This window comes from Ruegeria sp. BHSB056 (assembly GCF_059613305.1).
Window position 1 is genome coordinate 1 of sequence record NZ_JBXWSG010000020.1, and the last position, 16,906, is coordinate 16,906.

The following is a 16,906-nucleotide window of genomic DNA, read 5'->3' on the forward strand; positions in this document are numbered from 1 at the left end:
CCCCACGACGCGGCTTCGACAACAAAGAATACGCAACCCGCACAGCAGCGGCACAAGCAAAGATGGCCGAAGCTGGAATGGCAGGCATGCTGCTGACCACTGAACCGGAGGTGCGCTATTTCAGCGGGTTTCACACGCTGTTTTGGCAGAGTCCAACCCGCCCGTGGTTCCTGTTTATACCCGCGACGGGCAAGCCGATTGCGATCATCCCCGAGATTGGTGCCGATCTTATGCGCCGCACCTGGATCTCTGACATCCGCACTTGGAGTGCCCCGGCACCTCAAGATGACGGTGTCGGGCTTTTGACCGATCTACTGTCTATCTATGCCAAACGCGGAGATACAATCGGTCTGATGAAGGGACATGAAACCCACTTGAGGATGCCGTTGGGCGATTATGAACGGCTGATAGCAGGTCTCAAGGGGCTCGCGATTGCGGACGCTACCGGGATCGTTCGCAGTTTGCGTATGGTGAAATCCGAGGCCGAGATCGAAAAGCTCTCGCATATCTGTGCCATCGGTTCGCGCACATTCGCTCGGGTGCCGGAAATCGCCCACGAAGGTCAGCCACTTGAAGACGTATTCCGGGCGTTCCGGCTTGAAGGGATAGAACAGGGCGCTGACGACGTTCCATATCTTGTCGGCGGTGCAGACAACGGTGGCTATCATGACGTTATCTCGCCCCCCTCTCGCCGCCCCCTGGTCAGAGGTGATATCCTGATGCTCGATTCCGGCGCTAACTGGGATGGATACTTCTGCGACTTCGACCGGAACTGGGCCATCGGCAGCGCTGATGACGCCTCTCGCCGTGCCTACGACGTGCTTTGGCGCGCGACCGAAGCCGGCATTGACGCTGCCCGTCCAGGCGCCACTTGCCGTGATCTGTTTCAAGCGATGCAGAAAGTGATCGCTGAACTGGACGATCAGGGCGGTGACGTGGGCAGATTGGGCCATGGGCTTGGCATGCAGTTGACTGAATGGCCTTCGCACGCCGCTTGGGACACGACCGAGATCACCGAGAACATGGTGCTGACCCTTGAACCTTCGCTTAGCTACGGTGACGGCCGGATCATGGTGCACGAGGAGAACCTAGTCGTACGCGCTGGTGGCGCTGAACTTCTGACCGAGCGCGCTGCGTCCGAACTTCCAATCATCTGAGGCTCTCAATGAAGCTTGATTTCCAAACTGACGACGGTATCGGTACCCGAGCAAATCTCGGTGTGATTGTCCTTGAGACGGACGAAACTCTGGAGCACGAGTTTTCTCGGATCATGAACCTCAACGGGGTTGCGCTTTACCACAGCAGAATTCCGATGGTGCCCGAAATTCGGCCTGACACTTTGGCTCGAATGGAACAAGACCTGCCAGCATCAGCGCGGCTATTGCCGCCATCGCTCAGCTTTGACGCCATCGGATTTGGCTGCACTTCGGCCTCGACGGTGATCGGGTCGGAGAAAGTGGCTCACGCCATCAAAACCGTATGCCCAGACGCTTGCGTCACCAATCCGTTGGCGGCAATCATCGCTGCCGGTAAGCATCTGGAGGCCAAGCGATTGGGCTTTGTAACGCCTTACATCCCAGAGGTATCTGCCGGAATGCGTGCAAAGCTTGAGGAAGCCGGTTTCGAGATCGCAGGCTTCGGCTCGTTCGAGGAGGGCAATGATCGTGTCGTCGCCCGGATCACTGAAACGTCAATCTTTGAGGCCATCAACAAGGTTGCCGCGCAAGCACCCTGTGACGCCGTGGTTGTATCCTGCACGAATCTACGATGCCTTGATGTCATCGCGCGAGCAGAAGAAGCGACCGGGGTGCCAGTCCTTTCGAGCAACCAAGCGTTGGCCTGGCACATGCTTCGGTTAGCCGGCATCGAGGACACCAGCACCCAGTTCGGGCGCCTCTTCAGATAGCGTGATAAAGATGGACGTATCATCGTCGACGCCGCGTCGTAGTTTTCCTGTGTAAGCCCGGTGTTTTTTCAGCGGTAGCCATACCTGTCCTACTGTCTTAAACGCAGCGGTGATTATTAATTGGTATCAATTTGTTTTCCACGTCGACCCGTGTGTGCCTCTGATGTGGAAACCATTGATCGTCGTCCTAATCGATATCCGTATCCTGTCATCCTTTTAGGAACCTCTTGGACGAGAAGCGGTTGCTCGTGACCGGTTTTGCAAAATATGTGTGCGACCTTGGTTCGTTTGATAGAATGGGTTCCGAATGATGTGGGATCGAGCCAGATCGATTTGACCCATTCACGGACACGCGGTGCATATTGACGGGTTGAAAAATACAGTCGTTCGTAAAGCCGACCGGGTCACAGGTACCCCGAACCAACCATCAGTGGTTCCTCCTTCCATTGCAGAACTGACATCGGCGGAGCTAGGATATCATGCTCATATTCCTCAGCAGACAAGGTCAGGAACGAGCCCGCTTTGACCGATTCTGTGCGTTCAACGGAGGACAACTTGACGAGACGAAACTTGGACATAGGCTCGAATCTTTAGTCCTGCTAAATTGAAGAAGGAATTGTAGGACGGGAAGCTGTTGGATCGCCAACACACAGAAGAGATTGACCGTGTCTTAAGCGGGTTCGATACAGGGCGTGACCGTCTTGTCGCAGATAGCTGGCAACGCTGTGTTGAGACCTATGGTATGGACCCCTCGCGGCAAGAACCCGCGCATATCCTGCCTGACACTCAGTTTCGTGAACATTTGGAACAATCTGAACGTCTGATCGCAACAGCGCGCTCGGGGCTGCAATCGTTGTTTGCACAGGTCGCGGGGCAAAACTACGTCCTGCTACTTGCGGACGCGGACGGTGTATGCGTCGATTTCTTCGGGGATCGGAATTTCGAGGATGAGCTCAGAAAGGCCGGTCTTCACCTGGGTTTCAAATGGACGGAAGAGTTGGCAGGGACGAACGGTGTAGGGTCGTGTATTGTTACGGGCCAGCCAGTGACGATACATCAGGGCGATCATTTTTCGATTACGCATACACCCCTGTCTTGTACAGCGGCCCCTATTTTTGACACCAAGGGTGGTCTTGCAGCTGTTCTGGATGTGTCCTTGTTGCGCGGCCCCTCTCCTAAGGCGTCGCAGAATCTGGCCATGACGCTGGTGACTAATTCCGCCCGCCGGGTCGAGATGGCGAACCTGATGGCGTCGACCCGCAGGGATTGGGTTCTGCGCTTTTCAACCAGTCCCGAGTTTCTTGAGGTCGACCCCGAAGCGGCGGTGGCGGTGGATGGGAGCGGCAAAATTATTGGTATGACGTCTGGTGCGCGAAACGCATTAGACCTCAGCGGTTCGGGTCAGTTGATCGGATCGCAACTACAAGATTGGTTTGAGATCAGCGTCGATGAGATGCCTGAGTTCATGCGTGGTCGACCGTCCGAAGACCGCGTTCTTCACCTCAAAGACGGGCGCGCACTCTATGGTCATGCCGTTGCCCCTCAGACACCCCAGATGACCGCCGCTTTGCGCAAGCGGGAGCAGGTTTTGCCTGGTGCCCTTGGCAGTTTTGCGGGACCGGATGCAAGTCTTCAGCAACTGTTGAATCAAGCAGCACGTCTTGCGCCAACAAGTCTGCCACTTTTGCTGACCGGCGAAAGCGGAGTTGGCAAGACCAAGTTGGCGCGTGCCATTCACATGGCCGACCCTGCAAAACAGGACTTTCATGTCGTAATCTGCTGCGCCACCGAGACCTTCGACTTCGACCATGTTCATGGTTCCGGTACTCTGTTCCTGCGCGGTGTTGAAGAACTTAGCAAGCCTGCGCAGGCCTCTCTTTTGGCGCTGCTGGAGCGGCGTACCGATCTAAGGATCATCGCCTCATGTCGGCAGTCCCCGGCGGGATTGCAGAGCGCTCTTCGTGAAGATCTGCTGCACCGGATTGCGGGGGCCACATTGTCTCTGCCGCCTTTGCGCCACCGTGCGGATTTGGATTGGCTGATTGATCGTCTGCTCCGACGGTTTGCCAGCCATGATATTCGCCTCTCGACCGCTGCCCGCGCAGACCTGAAATCGCGTTTGTGGCGCGGCAATATTCGTGAACTGGAACATCTACTGCACAGTTCGGTTGCCCTGTGTCAGGACAACATCATCGATTTGACGGATTTGCCCGCCCCGGCGCTCGCTCCTACGCAAAATCAGGACTCAAACGATCTGGAAGCATTATTGCGTGCTTGCGATTGGAACATGTCCCAACTGGCAAGGCGCCTTGGTGTGAACCGATCGACGATCCTGCGCCGAATGCGAAAGGCCGGGCTTAGACCGCCCAATTAAACGCATATGTACCCTTGTTGCGCCCTTGTTGCGCGCGCAACAAGCCATAGCGTTTTTGGACCGCACCAAGTGTTGAGACGCCAAATCCGCTTGCCTGAAGGGTCACGGATTTGCCAGCCTTCTGCTCCGTAGAGATAGGGAGGATGACATGCTCGACACAACACTCTCGGATCAGGTGCAGGGGTTTCTGGATGACTTCGGTGCGGCTTTGTCCAAAGGTGATATCGATGCCGCGTGCGATATGTTCCAAGACGATTGCTATTGGCGCGATCTGGTCAGCTTTACCTGGAATATCAAAACGGTTGAAGGCAAGGCGCAGGTGGCAGATATGCTTTCGCATCAGTTGGCCACGACCAAGCCGAGCGGTTGGAAAGTTGCCGAAGGTGAGGTGCCCACCGAAGACGGCGGAATTACCACCGCTTGGATCGAGTTTGAAACCGAAGTGGCACGCGGCTACGGGTTGATCCGCCTCAAGGATGGCAAGATATGGACCTTGCTGACCACGATGGTCGAGCTGAAAGGCCATGAAGAGCCCAAAGGGTTCAACCGCCCACTTGGGGCCAAGCACGGTGCGGGTAAGCATAGGACCACATGGGCTGAAGAACGAGCCCAAGAAGAGGCCGAACTGGGCTACAAAACACAGCCCTATTGCGTCATCATCGGCGGCGGTCAGGGCGGGATTGCCATGGGCGCGCGGCTACGTCAGTTGGGTGTTCCGACGATCATCGTTGAACGGAATGACCGGCCCGGCGACAGTTGGCGCAATCGTTACAAATCCCTCTGCCTGCATGATCCGGTCTGGTATGACCATCTGCCCTATATCAAGTTCCCGGAAAACTGGCCCGTCTTCTCACCAAAGGACAAAATCGGTGACTGGCTTGAGATGTACACCAAGGTGATGGAATTGAACTATTGGACGCGCACGGCAGCCAAATCCGCCACGTTCGATGAAGACAAAGGCGAATGGACCATAACATTGGACCGGGACGGTGACGAAGTTGTACTGCGACCCAAACATCTGATCATGGCGACGGGGATGTCCGGCAAGAAACGCATGCCTGATTTTCCGGGTATGGATGTTTTCAAAGGCGAACAGGTGCATTCGTCGGAACATGATGGTCCCGACAAATGGGCCGGTAAGAAGGTCGTTGTGGTGGGGTCCAACAACTCGGCCCATGACATCTGCGCGGCACTTTGGGAAAACGATGCCGATGTAACAATGGTGCAGCGGTCCTCAACCCATATTGTCCGCTCGGACACCCTGATGGAGATCGGACTGGGCGATCTGTATTCTGAACGCGCCGTTCAGTCTGGCATGACGACCGAAAAAGCCGATCTGATCTTTGCATCGTTGCCCTATCACATTCTGCACGAATTCCAGATTCCGGCCTATGCCGCGATGAAAGAACAGGACAAAGAGTTCTACGACGGGCTGGAAAAGGCCGGGTTCTGGTTGGATTGGGGCGATGACGATAGCGGGTTGTTCATGAAATACCTGCGCCGGGGATCGGGTTATTACATAGATATCGGGGCCAGCCAATTGATCATTGATGGCGAGATCAAGCTGAAACGCGGTCAGGTCACCGCGCTTGATGAAACCGGAGTTATCCTTGATGACGGCACGCATCTGGATGCCGATCTGGTGGTCTATGCGACCGGGTATAACTCGATGAACGGCTGGGTCGCGGACCTAATGGGGCAGAAAATGGCAGATCAACTTGGGAAATGCTGGGGTCTGGGGTCTGACACGACCAAGGATCCGGGGCCTTGGGAAGGAGAGCAACGCAATATGTGGAAGCCAACCCAGGTTCCAAATCTATGGATGCATGGCGGAAACCTGCATCAGTCCCGGCACTATTCACAGTTCCTATCGCTGCAAATAAAGGCCCGGATGGAGGGTATCCCGACGCCGATCTACGGCCTTCAAGAAGTGCATCACCTCAGCTAGGGTCAGGGTTCATAACCAATAGAATACGAGAGCGGCGAGCGCGATGACCGAGAAGAAAACCTTTGGGGATCGGTCATAGCGTGCCGCCAGTTCTTGAGGCCGCCGAACAAGATCTCGATGTGGTTACGCCGTTTGTATCGCCGCTTGTCGTATTTTGCAGAGGCCTTGGGCTTCTTCTTCTAGGGATGCAGGCGCGTATCCCTTTGTCTTTTGACGCATCCCGGAAACCATCGCTGCAGGCGAACAACCTGACGGCCTGACCACGGAATACCTGATCAAGTTTGGAGTCCCTGCGATCTGGTCAGATATTCGCAAGCAGTTCGCTGTGCTCTGATCCACAGACTCTTCCAAATTCACTAAACTCGTACCGTCGGAATCACGAACTGAGACCGCGGCTGGAAATCGACCATTGTTGCGGTCACGTTCGGGTCTCGGCTTGAACCGCTGAAAGCCAAATCATTGAAAACTCGACAGAACTGGCGGCTTGCTGTTCCGTGTGTGATTTTTGGGAAAATCATGGCTGGGGTGGTAGGATTCGAACCTACGATACACGGTACCAAAAACCGCTGCCTTACCACTTGGCTACACCCCAACGGTGAGCGGCTATCTACGATTGTTGATGGCAGGGTTCAAGAGCGTTTTGCAAAAAAAGCGAGCGCCGTAATTTTTTTTTGAAGGCCCCTCATTTGGTATCGATCAACACCGCTCCGGTACGGTTGCCTTCCTGTACCATCACATGGGCCGCAGCGCATTCTTCCAGTGTAAAGACCTTATGTACGGGGCAGATCAATGCGCCATCAGCCAGTGCCTTGTGGAGTGTCTTTATTGCGGCGGCGCGCAAGTCTACGGGCAGCAGGTAGATCAGGACCGCCTCGAGTGTCACTGCCTTGAACATCATGGGTCCAAAGGGAAAGACGGGTGTCATATTCCGGGCAGATCCATATGCGTTGATACGGCCGTTTTCGGCGATGACGGCAATGTTGGTGTCAAGGTTCTGTCCAAATTCGACATCGACGATTCGACCAATTGCACGTCCATCATTTGCGTCGAGAATCTGATCCGAAAGGTGTTCACCGGAGTAGTCGAGAACGACATCTGCACCATCTGCCTTGACCCGGTCAAAGCTGCGGGTGCTGGCCGTTGCGATCACTTTGGCTCCGGCCCATTTGGCAAGCTGGACAGCCAGATACCCGACAGTACCCGCCCCACCATGGATCAAAATGGTTTGCCCGCGCGGCGTGCCGCCCGAGAACACTGCGTGGCTTGCGGTAAGGCCCGGAATTCCAAGAATCGCTCCGGTTTCAAGTGACACCGTCTCGGGCAGTTCTACAGCCTGAGATTCAGGCAGGGTGATGTGGCTGGCAGCTGTACCGAACGCGCGTTGCCATTGCCCGTTCCAAATCCACACGCGCTGACCAATCCGCGTCGCGGGTACGCCATCGCCAACCGCTGTGATGACTCCAGCCCCGTCGCTGTGCGGAACGATCAGCGGAAACGGAGGTTCTGTGACACCCGGTCGGGTTCCCGCGCGGGCCTTGACGTCCGAGGGATTTACGCCGGAATAAGACAACTCGACCGTGACTTCACCCGGTCCAGGCGGAACTGGGGGAATATCCTGTATGCGCAAGACATCGACAGCGTCTCCGAAGGCTGAATAGGTGACTGCGCGCATAGGGTCCTCCGTTTAGGTCGAGTTAAGCGGCGATTGGGCCGGTAACTCAAACAGCTTGTCGCGCTTTTTCGGGGCGATGCGCAACCGCGGATACCGGAAATTGTCTTTCGCCTATTCCCGAATTTCGGAAGAATCGACGCCCCAAAGGTTCGATTTCAGTGTCCAGCCACGGTATCCGCCGGCGGTGATCCTGCACCAGTCCAGCGAACAGGCTCCAAGGCGCGCCACCACTCCGGTCTCGAAATGGGCATTCACGGGCGAGGTCGGGTCGGGGCGGGCATAAACAGGCAGCATCTCGGATTCGATCAGCACCGTTCGGACGCCAGACAACAAGGCATAGTGAACCCAGCCACCCGCGCCGTCGCGGTCTTGGACCTTGCGCCAGTTGCCGTATTCGGCAGTGACCTGCAGCGGCATGCCACGCCTTTTGAATACCCAATCGATTCGGTGGGTTAGGGATGGTCCGCGCCGCACGTTCCCTTCGGCTGCCTTCATCGACACATATCGGGGCAGGGGCAGGTTGGTGACCGATCCGCGTTTGACTTCGGCATGTGCGGCGTAGGCACCGAACATGACCAGAAATGCGGAAACTACCGCCAAAGATCGGCGTTTTACCGGTCGAATACCACTCACTGACTGCCCGCTCTTATGCCTGTTGATCCGGTTTTGAAAAAAGGTCGACTCAATGCCATTGGGGTTCTTGTGCCCCGCCTTATCCTGCGCCACGATGCCATGGCGCGCGTCCGTTTGCAAAGCAGTGGGAGAGCCGAGGTGCCAAGAGAACGTTTAAGTGTTGTCGTTACGCGACGGTTGCCTGAGGCAGTAGAAACCCGGTTAAGCGAATTGTTTGACGTGCGCCTGCGCGACGACGACACGCCAATGACGCGTGAAGAATTAGTAGCAGCGGTGCAGGATGCCGATGTTCTGGTGCCTACGGTGACCGATACCATTGATGGCGGGCTATTGGGTCAGGCAGGTGAAAAACTGCGGCTGATCGCCAATTACGGGGCCGGTGTCGACAATATCGATGTGGCGACGGCGCGGCAGCGCGGCATATTGGTGTCCAACACGCCCGGTGTGCTGACCGACGACACGGCAGATATGACCATGGCCCTGATTCTCGCTGTCACACGGCGCATTCCCGAAGGGTTGAGCGTCATGCAGCAAGGCGACTGGACCGGGTGGGCCCCCACCGCGTTTCTGGGTGGTCGCATTGGCGGGCGGCGTCTGGGTATTCTGGGCATGGGCCGGATCGGACAGGCCGTGGCCCGCCGCGCCAAGGCGTTTGGTATGCAGATCCATTATCACAACCGCCGCAGATTGCGCCCAGAAATTGAGCAAGAGCTGGAGGCGACCTATTGGGAAAGCCTGGATCAGATGGTGGCACGTATGGATGTGATATCTATCAACTGCCCATCGACACCGTCGACCTTCCACCTGATGAACGCGCGCCGCCTGAAGCTGATGAAACCCACGGCAGTGATCGTGAATACTTCGCGGGGTGAGGTTCTCGACGAGAACGCTTTGACCCGGATGATCCGCGCGGGTGAAATTGCGGGCGCAGGGCTGGATGTCTACGAACAGGGAACAGGTGTGAACCCGCGCTTGCGGCAGTTGCCTAACGTGGTTCTACTGCCGCATATGGGGTCGGCCACGCTGGAGGGCCGGGTTGAGATGGGTGAAAAGGTCATCATCAACATCAAAACCTTCGAAGATGGCCACCGCCCACCGGATCAGGTTGTGCCTGCGATGCTCTGACGCGTCGGAAAGGATCATGGATGGACGTGTTTGAAGGGGGATGCCGCTGTGGGAATCTGCGTGTCTCAGCTTCGGGTCGTCCTCTTCGCGTCGGGATTTGCCATTGTCTGGACTGCCGCAAACACCACGGCGCGTTGTTTTATGCGGCGGCTATTTTTCCGGCGGATGCGGTTAAGATCACCGGAAATGTGAAAGGTTATTCTGACCGGTACTTTTGCCCTGATTGCGGATCTCCGGTATTTGCCCGAAGCGGTGCCGAAGTCGAAGTGCATCTGGGCTGTCTTGACGCGCCAGACCAATTCACACCGACATATGAATGCTGGACCAAACGGCGCGAAGCGTGGCTGCCGGAATTCGCCGGAATGGTCCGCTATGTTCAGGATCGTTGTGCCGAAGAAACCGAACCATAGGGGAAATGGCGAAACTTCGCTGTGATAACACGCTGCCATGCCTGATCGTTGCAGAGGGGGCAAAATCCTTACAGGATTGAAAACAAAGATTGTATTGGAGGGTTAGATCAGATGAGACATGTTTCAGCACTGCTGCTTACTACCGCACTTACTATTTCGACACCGGGGTTCGCGCAGGAAACAGCCGACGCCGTCGCCCCTGAGGGCGCGACAGAGGGGCAGGTTCAGGCGATGACCGACGAGGTTATTGCGGCCCTCGAAGCCAAGCTTGAAGGAGTTCCGGTCACATCCGAAAACTGGATGGTAGCTGCAGCCAATCCGCTGGCGGTGGAGGTAGGGGCCAAAGTGCTGCGCGCGGGCGGGTCTGCCGCGGATGCGATGGTTGCCGTGCAGGTCGTGCTGGGGCTGGTTGAGCCGCAATCCTCTGGTCTGGGCGGGGGTGCGTTTCTGGTTTGGTACGACGCGGCCAGCGGGCAGATGACAACGCTGGACGGGCGCGAAACGGCACCCCTTGCCGCTACCCCGACGCTGTTTCAGAATGAAAACGGCGAGCCGCTGAAATTCTTCGATGCGGTGGTGGGCGGATTGTCGGTGGGTACACCGGGTACGCCTGCCCTGCTGGAAGAGGCGCACCGAAGATGGGGGCGCGCGTCTTGGCCCGGACTGTTTGCCGACGGTATCCGATTGGCGGATGAAGGGTTTCTTGTTTCCCCGCGTCTGGCTAGCCTTGTAGAAAACGATGCGGACCGCATGTCGCGCTTTCCCGAAACAGCTGCATATTTCCTGCCTGATGGTCAGCCGTTACAGCAGGGACAGCGTTTGATGAACCCGGATTATGCCGAAACATTGCGCGTGCTGGCCAGCGATGGCGCTGCCGGTTTTTACGGAGGTGAGATCGCTGCGGATATCGTGCGAACTGTTCGCAATGCCCCAGGAAATCCCGGCGTTCTTGCAGGGGTGGATCTGGCGCTCTACCAGGTGATCGAACGTGAACCGGTCTGTGCCGAATACCGCGCCTACGAGGTTTGCGGCATGGGTCCGCCGTCGTCGGGTGCCCTGACCGTCGGGCAGATTCTGGGGATGCTGAACAGCTATGATCTTGCAGCAATGGGCGCTGAGAGCGTCGAGGCATGGCGCCTGATCGGCGATGCTTCGCGCCTCGCCTTTGCGGATCGTGGGCGGTACATGGCCGATAGCGATTTCATACCCATGCCCACCAAGGGGCTGGTTGATCCGGGTTATTTGACCCAGCGGGCAGCGTTGCTGGAAAGCGAAGTGGCCTTGTCCGAGGTCGCACCGGGTAAACCGGAATTTGACCATGCTTTGATTTGGGCAGACGACGTGTCGCTGGAACTGCCGTCAACCTCGCATATCTCGATCGTGGACAGCTATGGCAATGTGTTGTCGATGACGACGACGATCGAGAATGGTTTTGGGTCGCGCCTGATGACAAACGGGTTCCTGCTGAACAACGAGCTTACAGATTTCTCGTTCAAGACACACAGCGACGGCGTGCCGATTGCCAACCGGCTGGAGCCGGGCAAGCGTCCGCGCTCATCCATGAGCCCGACTATCGTGTTGCAGGATGGTGAGCCGGTTCTGGCTATCGGGTCTCCGGGCGGCAGCCGGATTATCGGCTATGTCGCCAAGTCCATCATTGCCTGGGCCGATTGGGGAATGGACGTGCAGAAGGCGGTTTCCCTGCCTCATTTGGTCAACCGGTTCGGAACATATGACGTCGAGGCTGCGACTTCGGCAGAAGGATTTACAGACGCGCTTGCTCAGTTGGGTTTCGAAGTCAACGCGCGCGACCTGACTTCGGGGCTGCACGCAATCGAAATCGGTGACGGGCTGAGCGGTGGTGCCGACCCGCGCCGCGAAGGAATTGCGCTGGGCGAATAGACCCTCGGTATTTGTGGGGATTGCCTGCTTTCAACGGGCCTTTTAGTCATAGGCTGAAAGGCCCGAAACGTTTTTGGGGCAGTGGAGGATGACAATGGTGCAGGCAACCGCATTGCCAAGGAATGAAGCTGGTATTGAAACCGTAATTAGCATTCTCAAGCAGCGCTTTGGCGACAGGTTGCAAACGGGTGCCGCTGTCCGTGAACAACATGGGCACACCACGACCTGGATCGAAAACCAAGTCCCCGATGCCGTGGTTTTCCCGCATTCGACGCAGGATGTTTCAGACATCGTCAAAACCTGTGCGGCGCACCGGGTGCCAGTGATCCCGTTCGGTACAGGAACATCGCTGGAAGGGCATGTAAATGCGCCAGCGGGGGGCATCTCGGTCGATCTGACGCAAATGGATAGTGTGCTTGCAGTTCATGCCGAGGATCTGGATTGCGTCGTGCAGCCCGGTGTCACGCGCGAAGCGTTGAATACCCATCTGCGCGATCTGGGCCTGTTCTTTCCGATTGATCCCGGGGCGAATGCGTCGCTGGGTGGGATGGCTGCCACTCGTGCGTCGGGCACCAATGCGGTGCGCTATGGGACGATGAAGGACAACGTTCTCAGCCTTGAAGCCGTGATGCCAGACGGTCAGATCATCCGTACCGGGCACCGGGCCAAGAAATCTTCGGCCGGCTATGATCTGGCCCGTCTTCTGATCGGGGCGGAAGGCACGCTGGGAATCATCACCGAGCTGACATTGCGGTTGCAGGGTATCCCCGAAGCGATCAGTTCGGCCCGGTGTTCCTTTCCGACTGTCGATGCCGCGTGCCGTGCGGTGATGATGACGATTCAGTATGGCATCCCGGTTGCCCGGATCGAGTTGCTGGACGAGTTGTCGGTTCAGGCCGCCAACGCCTATTCCGGGCTGAGTCTGCCGGATACACCGTTGTTGTTGCTGGAATTTCACGGCTCGGAAAGTGGTGCCGTAGAGCAGGCTGAAACCTTTGGTCAGATCGCCGAAGAATTTGGTGGCACAGACTTTGCGGCAACGTCGACCACTGAAGAACGGAACAAACTGTGGCAGGCGCGGCACGATATGTATTGGGCGTGTCTGCAACTGCGCCCCGGTGCGCGGGGTATTTCGACCGATGTCTGCGTACCGATCTCGCGTTTGGCCGAATGTGTGACCGAAACGCAGAAAAAAGCTGCCGGCCTCGGCTTGTTGGCGCCCATCGTGGGCCATGTGGGGGACGGCAATTACCACACGCTGCTGCTGATCGACATGGAAAATGTGGAAGAAGTTACCAAGGCCGAGGCGTTTGTCGGCTGGCTGAACGACATGGCGATATCCATGGAAGGCACATGTACCGGTGAACATGGCATCGGGCAGGGAAAGAGACCGTATCTGACCAGGGAACTGGGCGCCGCCACGCGGTACATGGCTGCGATCAAGGCCGCGCTGGACCCAGACAACATTATGAATCCCGGCAAGATCTTGTCGGATGACACATAGCCGTATTCACCCTCTGGTCCTTTTTGTGCCGTCAAAACGCCCACAAGTATTGTTTTTGCAGGGCTGAAAACGGACAGGTGGTCGACATGAGCGCAAAATATCTGGCGGGGTTTGTAGCCATCTGCGGGTTGGCCGTTGCAGGGCTGGACTATGTTCAGCAAGCCAAAGCATCGGAAAATGGCTTTGGTATGAAAGAATATCTTGCCTCGGTGTCCTCGCGTGTTGGTCTTTCTGACGGCTGGTTCGCGGCAGAGGCGCAGCCTTCGCCATCACAGGAACCGGCGGTGAATAGTCCCTCGGACGAAAGCGGCAAATTGGTCTGCGTCTCAGTCGGAACAAGCAAACGCTGCCGTTCCAGTGGTTGAGGGCAGCGGCCGGACGAATGAATTGCGACCCGCTTTCGATATTCGGGTCGTTTTTTTCATATCACTGGTCGGATGAATGTCGCGCTTTCCCCCTTAAGTGCGCCATATGGTGTCAACTGATTTCAAGGGGAGACGCCCGGTTATGAAAACCCAAGTCAAAGCATTGGTCGTAGGCGGCGGCGCCGTCGGGACCTCGATTGCCTATCATCTGGCCAAAGCGGGCTGGGATGATGTGATGTTGATCGAAAGGGACGAACTGACGTCCGGGTCCACCTGGCACGCCGCGGGCCTGTTGCCGCTGTTCAACATGTCCTATGCGACGACCCATATCCACAAGTATTCGGTGGATTTCTACAAGACGCTTGAGGAAGAAACCGGCCTGAATGCAGGCTTCGCGGTTGTGGGCAACCTGCGCATGGCACAGACGCAAGAGCGTATGGACGAATACATGCTCTATGCCTCGACCGCCGAAACCTGTGATGTGAAATACGAATGGCTGACCCCGGACCAGATCAAGGAACGCTGGCCGCTGATCGAGACATCGGATCTGAAGGGCGCGATCTATCACACCGAGGACGGTTATATTAACCCTGCCGATGTGACTCAGGCGATGGCCAAGGGGGCCCGTCAGCGTGGTGTCGAAATCGTGCGCAAGATGCAGGCTGACGCGTTTCACTGGAACGGCACGCACTGGGAAGTGACCTGCACCAAGATGGTCGAAAAGGGCGGCAACCTGGTGCCTTCCGACGAGCAGGTCGTAATCACCGCCGAACATGTTGTGACCGCGTCGGGCAACCACGCGCAGCGCACCGCCATGATGCTGGGCATCAAAATGCCCGCAATCCCGGTCGAACACACCTTTATCGTCATGGACAAAGACCCCGAGTTGGTCAAATGGCGCGAAGCAGGCAACCCAGAGCACCCCGTTGTCCGCGATGCCGACAACGAATCCTATGCACGTGAAGAACGCGGTGGCTGGATTCTTGGTATCTACGAACACGGCGCCCCTGCGCAGTTCGAATTCGGCGTTCCGGACAGCTTCCGCGCCGACCTGTTCCCACTGGATCTGGACCGGATCGCCGAGCAGTACATGGCAATGGCCGAGCGCGTGCCGTCCTGTGCCGAATCCGGCCTGAAGGATGATTTCAACGGCCCGATCTGCTATACACCGGATGGCAACCCGCTGGTTGGTCCGGCCCCGGGTTTGCGTAACATGTGGCTGGCCGAGGGTTTCAGCTTTGGCATCACCGCTGCGGGCGGCACCGGTTATTATCTGGCACAGATGATGGTCGATGGCGAAGCCGAGATCGACATGGCCTCGCTGGACCCCAAACGCTATTCCAGCAACTGGATGACCACCGAGTTCGCGGCGCGCAAGAATGAAGAATGCTACGAGCATGTCTACATCCTGCACCACCCGGATGAAGAGCGTGAAGCCTGCCGTCCGCTACGGACCGTTCCGGCCTATGATCGCCAGAAAGCCCGCGGTGCTCAATTCGGCTGGGTCAATGGCTGGGAACGCCCGAACTATTTCGGCCCGCTGGACGCGCCCGAGAATTTCGACAAGGAAGCACGCTCGTTCCGTCGTGGCGGCTGGTGGCAATATGCCGTCGAAGAGGCCAAGGCGATCCGCGAAGGCGTTGGCCTGATCGACGCATCGGCCTTCACCAAGCATGTCGTCAAAGGCCCCGGTGCCACCCAGTTCCTGGATTGGTTCACCTGCAACAAACTGCCCAAGGTCGGTCGCATCAACCTGACCTACGCGCTGACTGCGCACGGCACCACTCGTACCGAATACACCATCGTCCGCAATGGCGAGAACAACTACTACATCGTCTCTGCCGGTGCATGGACCGAGTACGACGCCGATTACCTGCGTAAAGCGGCCGAGGACAAGATGGAGGAGTTCGGTTACATCGAGATCCAGGACGTGACTACGCAATGGGGCGTCTTCGCCATCGCCGGACCCAAGTCGCGTGACGTTCTGAAAGAAGTTATCAAGGACGCCGACCCGGATACTGCACTGTCCAACAAACGCTTCCCTTGGCTGTCGGCGCGTCAGATCGAGTTGGGCATGTGCCCGGTCAACGCGATCCGCGTGGCCTATACCGGTGAGCTAGGTTGGGAACTGCACCATCCGATCGAGATGCAGAACTACCTGTTCGACCTGTTGGAAAAAGCCGGTGAAAAGCACGGCATGAAGCTGGTCGGTGCCCGTGCCCAGAACTGGCTGCGTCAGGAGAAATCCTATCGCGCCTTTGGCACCGAACTGGGCCGCGACGCGACCCCGCTGGAAGCCGACCTGCCGCGCTTTGTCGATTTGTCGAAAGACTTCCACGGCAAGGCCAAGCTGGAAGAGACCGGTGTGCGCGTCAAGTGTTGCACCTTGCTGATCGACGGTCCGGCCGATGCTGACCCGTGGGGCCGCGAGGCGCTGTATACGCCGGAAGGCGAGCGTGTAGGTCGCCTGACCTCGGGCGGTTATTCGGTCGCGTTCGAGAAGTCGATCGGCATGGGCTATGTGAAGCCTGAACTGGCGGTCGAAGGCACCAAGCTGAAGGTCAAGATGCAGGACAAGTTGTGGGATGCGGTTGTCACCTGCGACAGCCCATACGATCCGAAAAACGAAACCATCCGCAAGGACGGTTGATCAATCAAAGGCCCCGGAAATTCCGGGGCCTTTTCTGTTGGTTACGCGGATAGTTCGTCGAAACATTCCAACGCCTTGGCGGCATACATCATGGCTGGCCCACCACCCATCTGAATGGCCATACCCAAAACGTCGGACACCTCTTCGCGTGTTGCACCCGCTTTGACCAACGCATCGGTGTGCAGAGTAATGCAGGGCTCGCAGCGGAGCGATACCGACATACCCAGCGCAATAAATTCCTTTGTTTTATAGTCGAGCGTTCCGCCTTCCTTCACAGCCTTCCCAAGTGCGCCGAATGCGCGCGACGTGTCGGGAATGGCCCCGTTGAGGTTGCGCAAGCTGGTTCGTGTTGCCGAGAGCTTTTCTTGCCAAGCCATTTTGAGTGCCTTTTTCATATAAGATAACGGGAATATGTGC

The 16,906-nt window shown here is 57.2% G+C and carries 13 protein-coding genes, 1 tRNA gene and 1 pseudogene; 10 read left to right on the forward strand and 5 right to left on the reverse strand.

Annotated elements, in window-relative coordinates; translation table 11 throughout:
* The 4 genes from AC2FND_RS07370 to AC2FND_RS07385 form a co-directional block, all read left to right on the forward strand.
* A partial coding sequence (locus AC2FND_RS07370; protein ID WP_496768862.1) for a M24 family metallopeptidase occupies window positions 1-1,157 on the forward strand: 1,157 nt, incomplete at its 5' end.
* A gap of 8 nt (window positions 1,158-1,165) precedes the next feature.
* Window positions 1,166-1,906, forward strand: coding sequence for a maleate cis-trans isomerase family protein (locus AC2FND_RS07375; RefSeq protein WP_496768864.1), 741 nt, complete (start codon window positions 1,166-1,168; stop codon window positions 1,904-1,906).
* Between the two features lie 634 nt (window positions 1,907-2,540).
* Window positions 2,541-4,280: a sigma-54-dependent Fis family transcriptional regulator gene (locus tag AC2FND_RS07380; RefSeq protein ID WP_496768866.1), complete on the forward strand. Its 1,740-nt coding sequence runs from the start codon at window positions 2,541-2,543 to the stop codon at window positions 4,278-4,280.
* A 148-nt stretch (window positions 4,281-4,428) separates the two neighbouring features.
* Window positions 4,429-6,228 carry an NAD(P)-binding domain-containing protein gene (locus AC2FND_RS07385; protein WP_496768868.1) on the forward strand — a complete coding sequence of 600 codons (1,800 nt, stop codon included), beginning with the start codon at window positions 4,429-4,431 and terminating at the stop codon, window positions 6,226-6,228.
* Window positions 6,229-6,237: 9 nt separating this feature from the next.
* Here the strand turns inward: AC2FND_RS07385 and AC2FND_RS07390 are convergent.
* The 4 genes and pseudogenes from AC2FND_RS07390 to AC2FND_RS07405 form a co-directional block, all read right to left on the reverse strand.
* A pseudogene (locus tag AC2FND_RS07390) lies at window positions 6,238-6,463 on the reverse strand (transposase); the annotation flags it as partial.
* Window positions 6,464-6,745: 282 nt separating this feature from the next.
* Window positions 6,746-6,820 (reverse strand) — tRNA-Gln (locus tag AC2FND_RS07395).
* A 90-nt stretch (window positions 6,821-6,910) separates the two neighbouring features.
* Entirely contained in the window at window positions 6,911-7,900 is a 990-nt protein-coding gene (locus tag AC2FND_RS07400) for an NADPH:quinone reductase (RefSeq protein WP_496768870.1), read from the reverse strand.
* Between the two features lie 111 nt (window positions 7,901-8,011).
* Window positions 8,012-8,473: an SH3 domain-containing protein gene (locus tag AC2FND_RS07405; RefSeq protein WP_480486491.1), complete on the reverse strand. Its 462-nt coding sequence runs from the start codon at window positions 8,471-8,473 to the stop codon at window positions 8,012-8,014.
* 198 nt (window positions 8,474-8,671) lie between these two features.
* Here AC2FND_RS07405 and AC2FND_RS07410 point away from each other — a divergent pair, with 198 nt between their 5' ends.
* The 6 genes from AC2FND_RS07410 (at window position 8,672) to AC2FND_RS07435 (ending at window position 16,489) form a co-directional block, all read left to right on the forward strand.
* Window positions 8,672-9,658 (forward strand): 2-hydroxyacid dehydrogenase, encoded by a 987-nt coding sequence (locus tag AC2FND_RS07410; protein ID WP_209504665.1) that lies wholly within the window; start codon window positions 8,672-8,674, stop codon window positions 9,656-9,658.
* A gap of 20 nt (window positions 9,659-9,678) precedes the next feature.
* On the forward strand, window positions 9,679-10,068 hold the full coding sequence (locus AC2FND_RS07415) for a GFA family protein (protein ID WP_496768872.1): 390 nt from the start codon (window positions 9,679-9,681) through the stop codon (window positions 10,066-10,068).
* Window positions 10,069-10,179: 111 nt separating this feature from the next.
* Window positions 10,180-11,970: a gamma-glutamyltransferase gene (gene ggt, locus AC2FND_RS07420; RefSeq protein WP_496768874.1), complete on the forward strand. Its 1,791-nt coding sequence runs from the start codon at window positions 10,180-10,182 to the stop codon at window positions 11,968-11,970.
* Between the two features lie 94 nt (window positions 11,971-12,064).
* Window positions 12,065-13,474: an FAD-binding oxidoreductase gene (locus AC2FND_RS07425; RefSeq protein ID WP_496768876.1), complete on the forward strand. Its 1,410-nt coding sequence runs from the start codon at window positions 12,065-12,067 to the stop codon at window positions 13,472-13,474.
* 86 nt (window positions 13,475-13,560) lie between these two features.
* Window positions 13,561-13,839 carry a hypothetical protein gene (locus AC2FND_RS07430; protein ID WP_496768878.1) on the forward strand — a complete coding sequence of 93 codons (279 nt, stop codon included), beginning with the start codon at window positions 13,561-13,563 and terminating at the stop codon, window positions 13,837-13,839.
* 142 nt (window positions 13,840-13,981) lie between these two features.
* Window positions 13,982-16,489 (forward strand): GcvT family protein, encoded by a 2,508-nt coding sequence (locus tag AC2FND_RS07435; protein ID WP_496768879.1) that lies wholly within the window; start codon window positions 13,982-13,984, stop codon window positions 16,487-16,489.
* 41 nt (window positions 16,490-16,530) lie between these two features.
* Here the strand turns inward: AC2FND_RS07435 and AC2FND_RS07440 are convergent, their stop codons facing one another.
* Window positions 16,531-16,866, reverse strand: a complete 336-nt coding sequence (locus tag AC2FND_RS07440; protein WP_209504659.1) for a carboxymuconolactone decarboxylase family protein — start codon at window positions 16,864-16,866, stop codon at window positions 16,531-16,533.
* Between the last annotated feature and the right edge of the window lie 40 nt (window positions 16,867-16,906).